At 74.3% G+C, this 13,560-nt stretch carries 13 protein-coding genes and 1 pseudogene; 7 read left to right on the top strand and 7 right to left on the bottom strand.

Features of this window, described 5'->3' with window-relative positions:
* Nucleotides 1–128 precede the first annotated feature (128 nt).
* Both ACIOGZ_RS13880 and ACIOGZ_RS13875 read right to left on the bottom strand, forming a co-directional pair.
* Complete coding sequence (locus ACIOGZ_RS13880) at nt 129–350, bottom strand: acyl-CoA carboxylase epsilon subunit (protein ID WP_363588079.1); 222 nt, start codon at nt 348–350, stop codon at nt 129–131.
* Between the two features lie 25 nt (nt 351–375).
* Nucleotides 376–1,965 carry an acyl-CoA carboxylase subunit beta gene (locus ACIOGZ_RS13875; RefSeq protein WP_363588077.1) on the bottom strand — a complete coding sequence of 530 codons (1,590 nt, stop codon included), beginning with the start codon at nt 1,963–1,965 and terminating at the stop codon, nt 376–378.
* 241 nt (nt 1,966–2,206) lie between these two features.
* Between ACIOGZ_RS13875 and ACIOGZ_RS13870 the strand changes: the two genes are divergently transcribed.
* The 3 genes and pseudogenes from ACIOGZ_RS13870 to ACIOGZ_RS13860 form a co-directional block, all read left to right on the top strand.
* The gene (locus tag ACIOGZ_RS13870; RefSeq protein WP_063351348.1) at nt 2,207–3,100 is read left to right on the top strand and encodes a biotin--[acetyl-CoA-carboxylase] ligase; all 894 of its coding nucleotides are present in this window, start codon (nt 2,207–2,209) and stop codon (nt 3,098–3,100) included.
* Between the two features lie 169 nt (nt 3,101–3,269).
* The gene (locus tag ACIOGZ_RS13865) at nt 3,270–4,394 is read left to right on the top strand and encodes an adenylate/guanylate cyclase domain-containing protein (protein ID WP_363588075.1); all 1,125 of its coding nucleotides are present in this window, start codon (nt 3,270–3,272) and stop codon (nt 4,392–4,394) included.
* A gap of 347 nt (nt 4,395–4,741) precedes the next feature.
* Nucleotides 4,742–5,974: pseudogene (locus tag ACIOGZ_RS13860) on the top strand (diguanylate cyclase domain-containing protein); the annotation flags it as partial.
* A 607-nt stretch (nt 5,975–6,581) separates the two neighbouring features.
* Here the strand turns inward: ACIOGZ_RS13860 and ACIOGZ_RS13855 are convergent.
* Complete coding sequence (locus ACIOGZ_RS13855; RefSeq protein WP_363588073.1) at nt 6,582–7,178, bottom strand: TetR/AcrR family transcriptional regulator; 597 nt, start codon at nt 7,176–7,178, stop codon at nt 6,582–6,584.
* Between the two features lie 127 nt (nt 7,179–7,305).
* On the opposite strand from ACIOGZ_RS13855, the gene ACIOGZ_RS13850 reads away from it, so the two are divergent.
* On the top strand, nt 7,306–8,505 hold the full coding sequence (locus ACIOGZ_RS13850) for a macrolide family glycosyltransferase (protein ID WP_363588071.1): 1,200 nt from the start codon (nt 7,306–7,308) through the stop codon (nt 8,503–8,505).
* Here ACIOGZ_RS13850 and fdhD read toward each other — a convergent pair.
* Entirely contained in the window at nt 8,495–9,364 is an 870-nt protein-coding gene (gene fdhD, locus ACIOGZ_RS13845) for a formate dehydrogenase accessory sulfurtransferase FdhD (RefSeq protein ID WP_363588069.1), read from the bottom strand. The genes ACIOGZ_RS13850 and fdhD overlap by 11 nt on opposite strands.
* A 157-nt stretch (nt 9,365–9,521) precedes the next feature.
* Here fdhD and hutH point away from each other — a divergent pair, with 157 nt between their 5' ends.
* On the top strand, nt 9,522–11,105 hold the full coding sequence (gene hutH, locus ACIOGZ_RS13840; RefSeq protein ID WP_363588067.1) for a histidine ammonia-lyase: 1,584 nt from the start codon (nt 9,522–9,524) through the stop codon (nt 11,103–11,105).
* A 79-nt stretch (nt 11,106–11,184) separates the two neighbouring features.
* On the opposite strand, the gene ACIOGZ_RS13835 is transcribed toward hutH, so the two are convergent.
* Nucleotides 11,185–11,604 (bottom strand): hypothetical protein, encoded by a 420-nt coding sequence (locus ACIOGZ_RS13835; protein WP_363588065.1) that lies wholly within the window; start codon nt 11,602–11,604, stop codon nt 11,185–11,187.
* A gap of 205 nt (nt 11,605–11,809) precedes the next feature.
* On the opposite strand from ACIOGZ_RS13835, the gene ACIOGZ_RS13830 reads away from it, so the two are divergent.
* Nucleotides 11,810–12,679 carry a MurR/RpiR family transcriptional regulator gene (locus ACIOGZ_RS13830; RefSeq protein WP_363588063.1) on the top strand — a complete coding sequence of 290 codons (870 nt, stop codon included), beginning with the start codon at nt 11,810–11,812 and terminating at the stop codon, nt 12,677–12,679.
* A gap of 59 nt (nt 12,680–12,738) precedes the next feature.
* Nucleotides 12,739–13,062 (top strand): hypothetical protein, encoded by a 324-nt coding sequence (locus ACIOGZ_RS13825; protein ID WP_363588061.1) that lies wholly within the window; start codon nt 12,739–12,741, stop codon nt 13,060–13,062.
* 1 nt (nt 13,063) lies between these two features.
* On the opposite strand, the gene ACIOGZ_RS13820 is transcribed toward ACIOGZ_RS13825, so the two are convergent.
* Both ACIOGZ_RS13820 and ACIOGZ_RS13815 read right to left on the bottom strand, forming a co-directional pair.
* On the bottom strand, nt 13,064–13,261 hold the full coding sequence (locus ACIOGZ_RS13820) for a hypothetical protein (protein WP_363588059.1): 198 nt from the start codon (nt 13,259–13,261) through the stop codon (nt 13,064–13,066).
* On the bottom strand, nt 13,234–13,527 hold the full coding sequence (locus ACIOGZ_RS13815; RefSeq protein ID WP_363588057.1) for a hypothetical protein: 294 nt from the start codon (nt 13,525–13,527) through the stop codon (nt 13,234–13,236). Before ACIOGZ_RS13815 ends, ACIOGZ_RS13820 begins: the two co-directional genes overlap by 28 nt.
* Between the last annotated feature and the right edge of the window lie 33 nt (nt 13,528–13,560).

Below are 13,560 nucleotides of genomic sequence, written 5' to 3'. Positions count from 1 at the left end.
GGGCCCCGCTCCCGCCCCGGGGCGCTTTGTTTTCCTTCCACTGGTGCGGGCCAAGCCGGGCGGCCGGCCCCTACGGGGGGGGGTGTGGGAAGTCGGACGGGCCGACTTCCCACTCCGCACCCGGCGGATCAGCTCGCCCAGCCGGACGTCCGCCAGGCGTTGACGCCCGGGTGGACGGCCGGGCGGAACAGGCGGGAGCGGTCGTTCCAGGGGGCGGCCGGGCCGGCACCGGCCAGGCGTGCCGCCTCGGCGGCGGCCTGCGCGGCGGCGGCCCGGGCCTGGACCACCGCCAGGACGGCGGCGAGCTCCTCGGGGGTCGGCTGCCCGTGCAGCACGTGGATCGGGGCCATGGCTCAATTCTCTCCCGACGGGGGCCTACAGGGGGATGTTGCCGTGCTTCTTCGGCGGCAGCACCTCGCGCTTGCCGCGCAGTGCCCGCAGACCCCGGACGATGTGTCGGCGGGTCTCGCTCGGCGGGATCACCGCGTCCACGTAGCCGCGCTCGGCCGCCAGGTACGGGTTCAGCAGGGTGTCCTCGTACGAGGCGATCAGCTCGGCCCGCTTCTGCTCGGCGCCGCCCGCCGACCCGGCCTCGGCGATCTCCCGCCGGTGCAGGATGTTGACCGCGCCCTGCGCGCCCATCACCGCGATCTGCGCGGTCGGCCAGGCCAGGTTGAGGTCGGCGCCCAGGTGCTTGGAGCCCATGACGTCGTACGCGCCGCCGAAGGCCTTGCGGGTGATCACGGTGATCAGCGGGACGGTCGCCTCGGCGTAGGCGTAGATCAGCTTGGCGCCGCGGCGGATGATGCCGTCCCACTCCTGCTCGGTGCCGGGCAGGAAGCCGGGCACGTCGACGAAGGTCAGCACCGGGATGTTGAAGGAGTCGCAGGTCCGGATGAAACGGGCGGCCTTCTCGCTGGCGTTGATGTCCAGGCAGCCGGCCAGGTCCATCGGCTGGTTGCCGACGATGCCGACGGACTGGCCCTCGACCCGGCCGAAGCCGGTGATGATGTTGCCCGCGTACAGCGGCTGGGTCTCCAGGAACTCGCCGTCGTCGACGATGTGCTCGATCACCTTGCGCATGTCGTACGGCTGGTTCGCCGAGTCCGGCACGATGGCGTCGAGTTCGAGGTCCTCGTCGGTGACGGTGAGGTCCGCCTGCTCGGGGTAGGACGGCGGGTCCGACAGGTTGTTGGAGGGCAGGTACGAGAGCAGGCTCTTGACGTACTCGACGGCCTCCTTCTCGTCGGTGGCCAGGTAGTGCGCGTTGCCGGACTTGCTGTTGTGGGTGCGGGCGCCGCCCAGCTCCTCCATGCCGACGTCCTCGCCGGTCACGGTCTTGATCACGTCCGGGCCGGTGATGAACATGTGCGAGGTCCGGTCGGCCATCACCACGAAGTCGGTGATCGCGGGGGAGTACACCGCGCCGCCCGCGCAGGGGCCCATGATCAGCGAGATCTGCGGGATCACGCCCGAGGCGTGCACGTTGCGGCGGAAGATCTCGCCGTACAGGCCGAGCGAGACCACGCCCTCCTGGATCCGGGCGCCGCCGGAGTCGTTGATGCCGATGACCGGGCAGCCGGTCTTCAGCGCGAAGTCCATCACCTTGACGATCTTCTCGCCGAACACCTCGCCCAGGGAGCCGCCGAACACGGTGAAGTCCTGGGCGAAGACGGCGACCTGGCGGCCGTCCACGGTGCCGTAGCCGGTCACCACGCCGTCGCCGTACGGGCGGTTCCGCTCCTGCCCGAAGTTCGTCGAGCGGTGCCGGGCGAACTCGTCGAACTCGACGAAGGAGTCCTCGTCCAGCAGCTCCGCGACCCGCTCGCGGGCCGTCAGCTTGCCCTTGGCGTGCTGCTTCTCCACGGCCGCGGCGGAGCCGGAGTGCACCGCCTCGTCGAGCCTGCGCCGCAGGTCGGCGAGCTTGCCGGCGGTGGTGTGGGGGTCGTACGGCGCCTCGGTCATCCGGTGGCTCTCCCTGATCCATGGGCCGCGACCTGTTCGAGTGCGCGCGGGCCGGAGTGGGGGCCCGCGCATGAGGGCAGGGCGGCGCTGCGAACTACCGTTGGGTAGCGTAGCCAGCGCGCGGGCCCGGACGTCACGTCCTGGCGTTATGGCCATCGACACAGTGTGTCAACGCGCGTTCTGCGGGACGATGGGGCGGCCTACGCCCCCGGCGTCCGCACACCCCCTAGTGTTCTGGACCATGACCGCACCCGACTCCCCCCGCCGCAGTGGACTGCGCGGTTTCGGCCACGCCGGGCCGTCGCCGTGGACCGACCTGGACCGTCCGCCGCTGGACGAGGCGGCGCTGCGCCGCGACCTGCTGGTCCCGGACGGGCTCTGGACCTCGGTGGACGTCGTCGCCGAGACCGGCTCCACCAACAACGACCTCGCCGCCCGCGCCCGGGCCGGCGCCCCGCAGGGCGCGGTGCTGGTCGCCGAGGTGCAGAACGCCGGGCGCGGCCGGCTGGAGCGCCAGTGGAGCGCCCCGGCCCGCTCCGGGCTGTTCCTGTCCGTCCTGCTGCGCCCCGAGGAGGTGCCGGTCGAACGCTACGGCTGGCTGCCGATCCTGGTCGGGGTGGCCACCGCCAGCACGCTGAGCCGGGTCGCCGGGGTCGAGGTCGGGCTGAAGTGGCCCAACGACCTCCAGGTGGAGATCGACGGCGCCGAGCGCAAGCTCGGCGGCATCCTCACCGAGCTGAGCGGTGGCGCCGTGGTCGCGGGCCTCGGCATCAACGTCTCGCTGCGCGAGCCCGAACTGCCCGTCCCCACCGCCGCCTCGCTCGCGCTGGCCGGCGCCGAGGTCACCGACCGGTCCACCCTGCTGCGCGCCCTGCTGCGCGAGTTCGCCGGGTTGTACCGCACCTGGACGGCCGCCGCCGGCGACCCGCACACCAGCGAGCTGCTCCGCGCCTACGCGGACCGCTGCACCACGCTCGGCCGCCAGGTGAAGGTGCACCTGCCGGGCGACCGGGAGCTGGTCGGCGAGGCGGTGGCGATCGACGGCGACGGCCGCCTGGTGGTCCGCACCCCCGACGGCGCACGCCGGGCGGTCGGCGCGGGGGACGTCGTCCACGTGCGCCCCGAGCCCCGCTGAACGGCACTCTTCACCTCTCCTTGACCCGGGCTGATGCCCCGGATCGCGCGATTCCGTGCGAACATTCCACCTGGCAGCGGTGTGAGGCGCGCCACTGCCCGCCGGGTGGCGGGCGCGCCCGGACAGGCAGGACACGAGGCGATTGCGGCGACCGCACGGGGACGGACCGGTGGCAGAGGACGGCAGCAGCGGCGCGACATCGGGGACCCACGACCCCACGGTCGCGCTCGAACTGGAACGCCTGATCCTGGACGCGCCACGCCGCTACACCCCGTACCAGGCCGCGCGGGCCGCCGACGTCCCGATGGAGCTGGCGACCCGCTTCTGGCGGGCCATGGGCTTCCCCGACATCGGCCAGTCCCGGGCCCTCACCGACGGCGACGTGATCGCCCTGCGCCGGCTCGCCGGCCTGGTCGAGTCCGGCCTGCTCAGCGAGTCGATGGCGATCCAGGTGGCCCGCTCCACCGGCCAGACCACCGCCCGGCTGGCCGGCTGGCAGATGGACACCTTCCTGGAGAACCTCACCCAGGCCGTCGAGCCCGGCCTGACCCGCGCCGACGTCGCCTACCCGCTGGTCGAGCTGCTGCTGCCGGAGCTGGAGCAGTTCCTGGTGTACGTCTGGCGCCGCCAGCTCGCCGCCGTCACCGGCCGGGTGGTCCAGGCCGCCGAGGACAACGAGATCACCAGCGGCCGCCTCGCGGTGGGCTTCGCCGACCTGGTCGGCTTCACCCGGCTGTCGCGGCGGCTGGAGGAGGAGGAGCTCGGCGAACTCGTCGAGACCTTCGAGAACACCTGTTCGGACCTGATCGCCGGGCAGGGCGGCCGGGTCATCAAGACCCTCGGCGACGAGATCCTCTACGTCTCCGAGGACCCGGTCACCGCCGCCGAGATCGCGCTCAGCCTGATCGAGGCCCTCGCCGAGGACGAGACCATCCCCGCGCTGCGGGTCGGCATGGCCTTCGGCACGGTCACCTCGCGGATGGGCGACGTCTTCGGCACCACCGTGAACCTGGCCAGCCGGCTCACCTCGATCGCGCCCAAGGACGCGGTGCTGATCGACGGCGAGTTCGCCGCCGCGCTGGAGCAGTACGGCAGCGTGGCCCCGCCGGACGCGGACGGCCCCGGCCTCGCCGAGGCGCTGTCGGCCGCCGCCGGGATGCCCGCCTCGGGCCTGCCGGTGCCGGGCCTGGACGCCGGGCACCGGTTCCACCTGCAGCCGATGTGGCGCCGGCCGGTGCGCGGGCTCGGGCTGGTCGAGCCGTGGCTGCTGTCGCGGCGGCTGAAGCCGGAGTAGGCCTCCGCCGCTGCCCCTCCCGGGCCCTTCTCGCGCCTCTCCTGGAGCCTTTCCGCTCCCTTCCGGGCCCCTTCCGGTCTTCTCCTGTGCCCTTCCCGGCTTTTCCCGGGCCTTTCCAGCCTTCCCCGGCCCTTTCCAGGACGTGGCCCCGGGCCGGTCCCGATGCTTGGGGTGCCGAACGGTTGAAACCCGTACGGCCGGTTGCGGGTCCGCCCCGGCAAACGGGGCATAACCGAACGAAACCGCCATAGTCTTGGTGAAAGCGGCCGGGTGGGTGCGGCCGCCGTCGGGGGTCCGGCAGGACCGGGCACAGGGAGCGAGGCGAGCCGGTGAGCAGCGAGGCGATCATGACGGACCGCGGCTGCGACTGCGGCGGCCCGCGGCTGTCCGGCCAACTGCCCGACCTGCGGCTGCAGTCCGTGGTCGAGCTGGCCCAGGACATGGCCCGCGCGCTCACCCCGCTGGAGGCCGTCCGGGCCGCCGCCGCCCGCGCCACCGAGGCGCTCGGGGCGACCATGGCGGCCGTCTCCGTCTGGGACCGCGAATCCGGCCGGCTCCGGGTCCTGGTCAACCACGGGGAGCTCGCGCCCGGCGAGGAGGAACTGCCCGAGGACGAGTCCTACCCCGTCGCCGACTTCCCCGAGATCGTCACCTATCTGGAGGAGCGCTGGACCACCGGGCGCCTCCCTCGGGCCTGGCTGCAGACCGCCGAGAACGCCGAACCGCACGCCGGACACGCCCACCCCACCGCCGGCGCGTACTGCCAGGAACGCGCCGCGGCGCTGCGCCGGCGAGGCCGCGCCTGCTGCGTGGTCGCCCCGATCGTCCTGCACGGGCAGGCCTGGGGCGAGCTGTACCTGGCCCGCAGCGTCGGGAAGCCCGGGTTCGTCGCCGCCGACACCGACTACGCGACCCTGCTCGCGGCCCAGATCTCGGCCGGCCTCGCCCAGACCGAACGCCTCGCCGACCTGCGCAAACTCGCCTTCTCCGACCCGCTCACCGGCCTCGCCAACCGGCGCGCCGTCGACGCCCGGCTGGAGAGCGCCCTCACGGCGCACAACCGGGACAACACCGTGGTCTCGCTCGTCGTCTGCGACGTCAACGGCCTCAAGCGGGTCAACGACCAGCTCGGCCACGAAATGGGCGACCGGCTGCTCGAACGGTTCGCCCACCAGCTCTCGGTCGCCGCGGCCAAACTCCCCGGCAGCCTCGCCGCCCGCCTCGGCGGCGACGAGTTCTGCCTGCTCGCCGAGGGGCAGAAGGCCGACGAGGTCGTCGCCGTCGCCGAGGAGCTCTGCGCCCGGGCCCTGGCCCTGTCCGAAGGCGAGGGCGTCGCCTGCGGCGTCGCCTCCACCGGCGACTCCATCGGCCCGGTCACCACCCCAGACCGGCTCTTCCGGCTCGCCGACGCCGCCCAGTACCGGGCCAAGGCCGCCCGGGCCGCCCACCCCGTCGTCGCCGGGCGCAGCCACGGCCCCGGCTTCTCGCCCGACCCCACCGTGCTGCTCGCCGACGCCGCCGACCCGCACCACCGGGCCGACGGACGCGCCCGCCCGGGCCGGGCCGGGGCGGGCGACCGGCGGCGCTTCCGGGGCGCCGCGCACAGCGCCGACCCGGGCCAGCTGCTCACCGCCGTCCTCGCGGCCCTCGACCAGGCCGCCGCCGCCCGGGCCGTCCACCCCGCCGACACCCTCGGCAAGCTCGTCGTCGTCGCCGAGGCCTCCGCCCGGCTGCTCGACGCCGTCGGCTGGTGGGTCTCCTACGTCCCGCCCGGCTCCCACCTCATGCGCACCGCCCAGCACGCCGTCTACCGGATGACCAGCGGCCCCAGCAGCACCCGCGCCGAGACCCAGCGGGCCCAGATCGAGGCCCCGGACGCCGTCTTCGACCTGCGCCACTACCCGATGACCCGCCGCGCCGTCCGCGGCGGCGCCTTCGCCCTGCGCGCCGGCGCGGCCGGCAACGACCCGGCCGAGGAGGCCATGCTGGTCGTCTCCGGCTACCGCGGCATGGTCGCCGCCGGCGGCCAGAACCCGGCCGGCGGCTGGCTCGTCGAACTCTTCGCCGACGACGCCACCCTGCCGCTGGGCCAGGCCGCCTTCGCCATGCGCGCCCTGGTGGCCGTCGCCCTGGCGGGCGCGGCCTCGCCCCCGGTGGTGTGAGGCCGGGGGAGGCTGGTCGGCGCGGTCAGGCCGGCCCGAGGGCGCGCAGGACCGCCTCGACCAGGCGGTCGGCGTAGGCGGGGTCGAGCGGGCCGAGCCGGTAGAGCCAGCGGTAGTGGAGCGGGCCGTAGAGGAGTTCGAGGGCGAGGTCGAGGTCCGCGTCGGGGGCGAGCTGGCCGGCCTCGCGGGCGCTGTGCAGGCGGGCGCGGGTGACGTCGAGGAGTGGGTTCAGCAGGCGGGTGCGGTACTCGGCGTACAGGGCCGGGTCGTTGAGCATCTCGGCGGTGATGGCGCGGTAGCTGCGGTCGAGGGCGGGGTCGGTGAGCTCGGCGGTGGTGGGGCGCAGGACGGTTCGCAGGTCGGCGGCGAGGTCGCCGGTGTCGGGGAGGTCGAGGCCGCCCTCGTGCTCGTTGGTGGCGAGGAAGGCGTCGAAGACGACGGCGCCCTTGGACGGCCACCAGCGGTAGATGGTCTGCTTGCCGACGCCGGCCCGGGCGGCGATCGCCTCGATGGTGAGCTTGCCGAAGCCGACCTCGGCGACGAGTTCGGAGGCGGCGGCGAGGACGGCGGCGCGGGAGCGTTCGCTGCGGCGGGCGGGATCGGGGGCGGTTCTGTGGGCCATGGCGGAAATTCTAAGCGAAGTGGCGAGACGGTACGTATCGTCTTGACGCGGCGTCGGATCCGGGATCATGCTGGAGGGGCGCCAGCGAGACGGACCGTCTCGTCTTGTTCTGAACCCTGGAGGCCCCATGACCCGCTCCGCCCACCCCGCCCACATCCTGATGGTCTCGGTCCCGGCCCACGGGCACGTCAACCCCAGCCTCGCCGTGATCGCCGAACTGGTCGCCCGGGGCCACCGGGTCAGCTACGTCAACGACGCCTCCTTCGCCGAGGCCGTCGAGTCCACCGGTGCCCGCCTCGTCCCGTACCCGACGCGGCTGCCGCTCGCCGACGACCCGAGCGGGTGGCCGGAGGACCCGGTGGCGATCCAGGAGGTGTTCCTGGACGACGCCCTCGCGATGCACCCCGTCCTGCTGGAGGCCTTCGCGGACGACCGCCCCGACCTGGTGCTCCACGACATCGCGGGCTTCGCCGGGCGGGCGCTCGGCGAGCGGCTGGGCGTGCCGGTGGTGCAGCTGTCGCCCACCTACGTCGGCTGGGAGGGCTTCGAGCAGGACATGGCGGAGGTGTACGAGGCGATCCGCAACGGGCCCGGCGGCGCCGAGCACCACCGGCGGTTCGCCGACTGGCTGGCCGAGGCCGGGGCGGTGGAACGCGACGTGGACGCCTTCAAGGGCCGCCCGGTGCGGGCCGTCGCCCTGATCCCGCGCGCCCTGCAGCCCAACGCGGACCGGGTCGACGAGCGGCGCGTCAGCTTCGTCGGGCCGTGCTTCGGCGACCGCGCCCATCAGGGGGAGTGGCGGCGGCCGGCCGCCGCCGAGAAGGTGCTGCTGGTCTCGCTCGGCTCGGCCTTCACCCACCAGCCCGCGTTCTACCGGGCCTGCGTCCAGGCCTTCGGCGACCTGCCCGGCTGGCACACGGTGCTCCAGGTCGGCGCGCACACCGACCTGGCCGACCTGGGCGAGGTGCCGGACACCGTCGAGGTGCACCGGTGGGTGCCGCAGCTGTCGGTGCTCGCGCAGGCGGACGCCTTCGTCACCCACGCGGGCATGGGCGGCTCCAGCGAGGGGCTGTACCACGGCGTGCCGATGATCGCCGTGCCGCAGGCCGCCGACCAGTACGCCAACGCGGACGCGCTGGTGGGGCTCGGCGTCGCCCGCCGCCTGGACACCGGGGAGGCCACCCCGGAGGCGCTGCGCGGCGCGCTGCTGGAGCTGGTCGGCGACCCGGCGGTGGCCGAGCGGCTGAAGGCGCTGGCCGCCGCCGGCCGGGCCGAGGGCGGCACCGCCCGCGCGGCGGACCTGATCGAGGCCGAGCTCAGGGGGTGACCGGCGCGGCGGGGGAGGACGTGGCGGGGGAGGGCGCGGTGATCCGGTCCGGCCGGGTGTAGACGTTCGCGCCCTCCCCTCGCAGGAAGCCGACCAGGGTCAGGCCCAGCTCCTCCGCGAGGTCCACCGCGAGCGAGGACGGCGCCGAGACGGCCGCCAGCAGCGGGACGCCCGCCAGCGCGGCCTTCTGGGTCAGCTCGAACGAGGCCCGGCCGCTCACCAGCAGGACGTGCCCGGTCAGCGGCAGCCTGCCCTCGCGCAGCGCCCAGCCGACCACCTTGTCCACCGCGTTGTGCCGCCCGACGTCCTCGCGGGCGCAGAGCAGTTCGCCGGTGGCGGCGTCGAACAGGCCGGCCGCGTGCAGGCCGCCGGTGGACTCGAAGGTGCGCTGGGCGGCCCGCAGCCGGTCCGGCAGGCCGTACAGCAGGGACGGCGGGACGGTGAGCGGGTCCTCGCCCACCGGGTGGCGGACGTGAGTGCGGACGGCGTCCACGGTGTCCCGGCCGCACAGGCCGCAGGCGCTGGTGGTGAGCAGGTTGCGGTGCGCGGACAGCGGCAGCGCGCGGGCGGCGCCGCGCAGGGTGGCGTCGACGACGTTGTAGGTGTTGGCGCCGGCTTCGTCCGTCCCGGCGCAGTACCGCAGGGCGGCGAGTTCCTCGGAGGTGTGCACCAGCCCCTCGCCGACCAGGAACCCGGCTACCAGGTCGAAGTCCTGCCCGGGGGTGCGCATGGTGACGGTCAGCGGTTCGCCGCCGAGCCGGATCTCCAGCGGCTCCTCCGCCGCCAGCGAGTCCGGCCGCACCCCGCGCTCGTCCCCCCGCAGCCGCACCACCCGGCGCCGTGCCGTCGCCCGCGTCATCGCCCTGCCACCTCCGTGCGTGTCCGTGGGCACCAGCGTGCGGCACGGGGCGGGCCGGGGGAAAGTCCTGCCGGCCGGTACGGGGCGTGCGATCGTGGCCGTTCCGGATGGCGACCACCTGTTGTCATATCTTCATTCACCTGATGTGATGGTGTATATGGATATGCACAGTGCTGTGGCCCCCGACGCTCCGCTGGTCCAGGTCGGCAAGGCCGACGTCAGCGCCGAGGACGTGCTGGCCGTCGCCCGGGGGAACGCCCGGGTCGAGATAGGCCCCGACGCGCTCGCCGAGATGGCGACGGCGCGGGCACGGATCGACGCCCTCGCGGCCGAACCGCGCCCCGTCTACGGCGTGTCGACCGGATTCGGCGCGCTCGCCGTCCGGCACATCAGCCCCGAACTGCGGGCGCAGCTCCAGCGGTCGCTGGTGCGCTCGCACGCGGCCGGGATGGGACCGGCCGTCGAGCGCGAGGTCGTCCGGGCACTCGTCTTCCTGCGGATGAAGACGCTGGCCTCCGGCCGGACCGGGGTGCGCCCGCTGGTCGCGCAGACCATGGCCGCCCTGCTCAACGCGGGCATCACCCCGGTGGTCCGGGAGTTCGGCTCGCTCGGCTGCTCCGGCGACCTCGCGCCGCTGTCGCACTGCGCGCTGGTCCTGATGGGCGAGGGCGTGGCCACCGGCCCGGACGGCGTGGAGAAGCCCGCCGCCGAACTGCTCGCCGCCGCCGGCATCGAGCCCGTCGAACTGCTGGAGAAGGAGGGCCTGGCCCTCATCAACGGCACCGACGGCATGCTCGGCATGCTGGTGATGGCCATCGCCGACCTGCAGCGGCTGTACACCACCGCCGACATCACCGCCGCGATGACCCTGGAGGCGCTGCTCGGCACCGACAAGGTGCTCGCCCCCGAACTGCACGCCCCGATCCGCCCCCACCCGGGCCAGGCGCTGAGCGCCGCCAACATGCTGGCCGTCCTCAAGGACTCCGGCCTCACCGGCCACCACCAGGACGACGCGCCGCGGGTCCAGGACGCCTACTCGATCCGCTGCGCCCCGCAGGTGGCCGGCGCCGGCCGGGACACCCTCGCCCACGCCCAGCTGGTCGCCTCCCGCGAGCTGGCCGCCTCGGTCGACAACCCGGTGGTGCTGCCGGACGGCCGGGTGGAGTCCAACGGCAACTTCCACGGCGCCCCGGTCGCGTACGTGCTGGACTTCCTCGCCATCGCCGCCGCCGACCTGGGCTCGATCTCCGAGCGCCGCACCGACCGACTGCTCGACAAGGCCCGCTCGCACGGCCTGCCGGCCTTCCTGGCCGACGACCCCGGCGTGGACTCCGGCCTGATGATCGCCCAGTACACCCAGGCGGCGCTGGTCAGCGAGAACAAGCGGCTCGCCGTCCCGGCCTCGGTCGACTCGATCCCGTCCTCCGCGATGCAGGAGGACCACGTGTCGATGGGCTGGTCCGCCGCCCGCAAGCTGCGCCAGGCCGTCGACAACCTCGGCCGGATCCTCGCCGTCGAACTCACCGCCGCCGCCCGCGCCCTGGAGATCCGCCAGCAGGCCGACGGCGCGGGCCGGACGGCCCCGGCCACCGCGGCCGCCATGGCCGCCGCCCGGGAGGCGGGGGTCGGCGGCGCGGGCCGCGACCGCTTCCTCTCGCCGGACCTGGAGGCGGCGGCCGCGCTGGTCGCCTCCGGGGAGCTGGTGCGGGCGGTGGAGCGGGTCACCGGGCCGCTGGCCTGAGCCGGTGTGACCTGGTGAGATCGGTGCGTTCGGTGCGTTCGGCGTGACGGGCCGTCGGGTCCGGTGCGGGCGGCGGGGCTCAGTCCCAGTCGTCCCGGGACCGGGACCGCGGCTCGTCCCGGTCCCGGCGGTTGCCGAACGCGGCGGCGAAGTTGACCCCGACGATGCCCGCCCAACTGACGATCAGGCCGATGAAGCCGCCGCTCTGCGGGCTGGCCGCGATCGCGGTCAGCGGGATGCCGAGGACCAGCGAGATCACCGCCAGCCGGTTGCCGGGGAGGCCGAGCCCCGGCCCCGGGCGGTGCGGTCGGCGCCGGTGCGCGGGCTCGTAGTCGTCCATCCGCTCGGCCACCCGGCGCTCGACCCGGGCGTCCAACCGGGCGTCCAGGCGGCTCAGGAACGAGTCGACCAGCTCCGGCTCGTACTCCTTGCCGAGTTCCTTGCGAGCGTGCAGGGCGGCGTCGAGGTCGCGCCGCAGGTCGTCCTGGCGAGTGTCCATGGGACCAGCCTGGGCCCGCGCCGGGGCGCGGTCCATCCGTCGGTGGGGGAATCCGGGCGGGTTCAGGGAGAATTCAGGGTTACCCCGAGCTCCCACCCGCTCGGGCCGTCTCACCCGGCGTCCCGCCGTACGAGACGTCTTTGCCAGGCGCGACGCACTGCTGCACAGTCGTCGTCCGAATCGCTCGCATCCGGAGGTACCGCTGATGACCGCCACCGACGAGGCCGGCACGGTCGGCCCCTCCGCCCGGCTGCTCCAGCTGTTCGAAGGCCACCGACTGACCCCGACCCAGCGGCGGATCGCGCACTCGCTGGTCCGGCACGCCACCGAGGCGCCGTTCCTCTCCAGCGTCGAGGTCGCCGAACTCGCCGGCGTCAGCCAACCGTCCGTCACCCGCTTCGCGGTCGCCCTCGGCTACGACGGCTACCCGGCGCTGCGCAAGCAGCTGCGCGAACTCGGCGCGGGCGAGACCGCCGCGCCGGAGACCCCCGACGACGCGGTGCGCAACGAGCACCAGCAGGCCGTGCTCGCCGAGATCGCCCACCTGCGCCACCTCGCCGAACTCCTCGCCGACCCCGAGCCGATCACCCGCGCCGCCCGGCTGCTCGCCGCCTCCCGCCCGCTGCCGGTGCTCGGCCTGCGGGCCGCCTCCGCGCAGGCGCGCGGCTTCGCCTACTTCGCCGCCAAGGTGCACCCGGACATCCGCCTCCTCGACGAGGGCGGCAGCATGCTCGCCGACCGGCTGGAACAGGCCGCCGCGGCCGGGGCCACCGCGCTGCTCTGCTTCGCGCTGCCGCGCTACCCGCGGGAGCTGATGGACGCACTGGTGGTGGCCCGCGAGTGCGGGCTGACGGTGCTGACCGTCGCCGACAGCGCCTTCGCGCCGGTCGCCAAGCTCTCCGACCTGATGCTGCCGGCCGCCGTCGGCACCGGGCTGGTCTTCGACACCGCGTGCGCGCCGATGATGCTCGGCCGGGTGCTGTTGCAGCGCATGTGTGACGAACTCCCGGGCGCGGAGGCCAGGTTGGAGGCCATCGAGCAGTCCGCCGCGGCACGTGGCCTGTTTTTGGAGTAGACACGGCGGGGAGTAGCCGTCACGAACCCGGGCATCCCCTACAGCAGGGGGTGCCGCCCATGCGCGTGATCCACGAGATGAAGTTCGTCGCCCGCCTGGCCTCGGGTGTCGACGAATGGTCCTGCCCCACCTGCGGACGCCGTGTCACCCTGCGGCGCCTGCCCGATCCCGAACTGACCGTCCTCGACCCGGGAGACGAGTCCGCCGTGCACGTCGGCGTCATCGAACCCGACGCCCGCACCGCCGCCGCGGCCGCCGAGAAGTACGGCCTCGGCCCGGTCCAGAACATCCCCCGCCCGCCGACCCCGCCCGCCCCCGACGCCGCCGACCGCCGCTGGCTCGCCGAGATCGGCATCGACTGGGACGGTGACGCCGCGGCCTGACTCAGGCGCGGGGTGCGTACGGCGGCAGTGCGGAGGTGTCCAGTTCGGCGGGCAGCGGCGCGGGCAGCGGGACGGGCAGCGGGACGGGCTCGCCGTACTTGCCGTGCAGCACGCCCTGGTACTCGCCGTCGCGGGGGTGGGTGCGAAGCGTCCAGACGCCCTTGCGGGGGTCTACCGCGAGGAATGCTGGTTCTCCCACCGCGCGGGTAGGACGGCCAGGTCGGGCGTCGCGTAGTCGTCCTCGTCGCCTGGAAAGGCGATGGATGCCGCCTCGTAGGCCCCGAGGCCGGGCAGTCGTGATCCGATCCGTTCGCGCAGCTGCCGCACGGTGCCAGCGTGCTTGCCCCGGCGGGGCGGAGACAGCAGCAGGGCGCCTCCGATGATCTCGACCCGCAGTCCGGTGCTCTGCTCGATCGCTTCTGCTGCGTGGCGGAGCTTGCCGGGGAGTAGGGGGATGGTCGCCATGGTGTCCTCTGCTGACCCGAGTGGCTGGTGTTT

This window comes from Kitasatospora sp. NPDC088160 (assembly GCF_044741445.1).
Lineage (GTDB): Bacteria > Actinomycetota > Actinomycetes > Streptomycetales > Streptomycetaceae > Kitasatospora.
The sequence above is the reverse complement of the archived record's forward strand: the minus strand, read 5'-3'. Positions and strand labels throughout refer to the sequence as shown.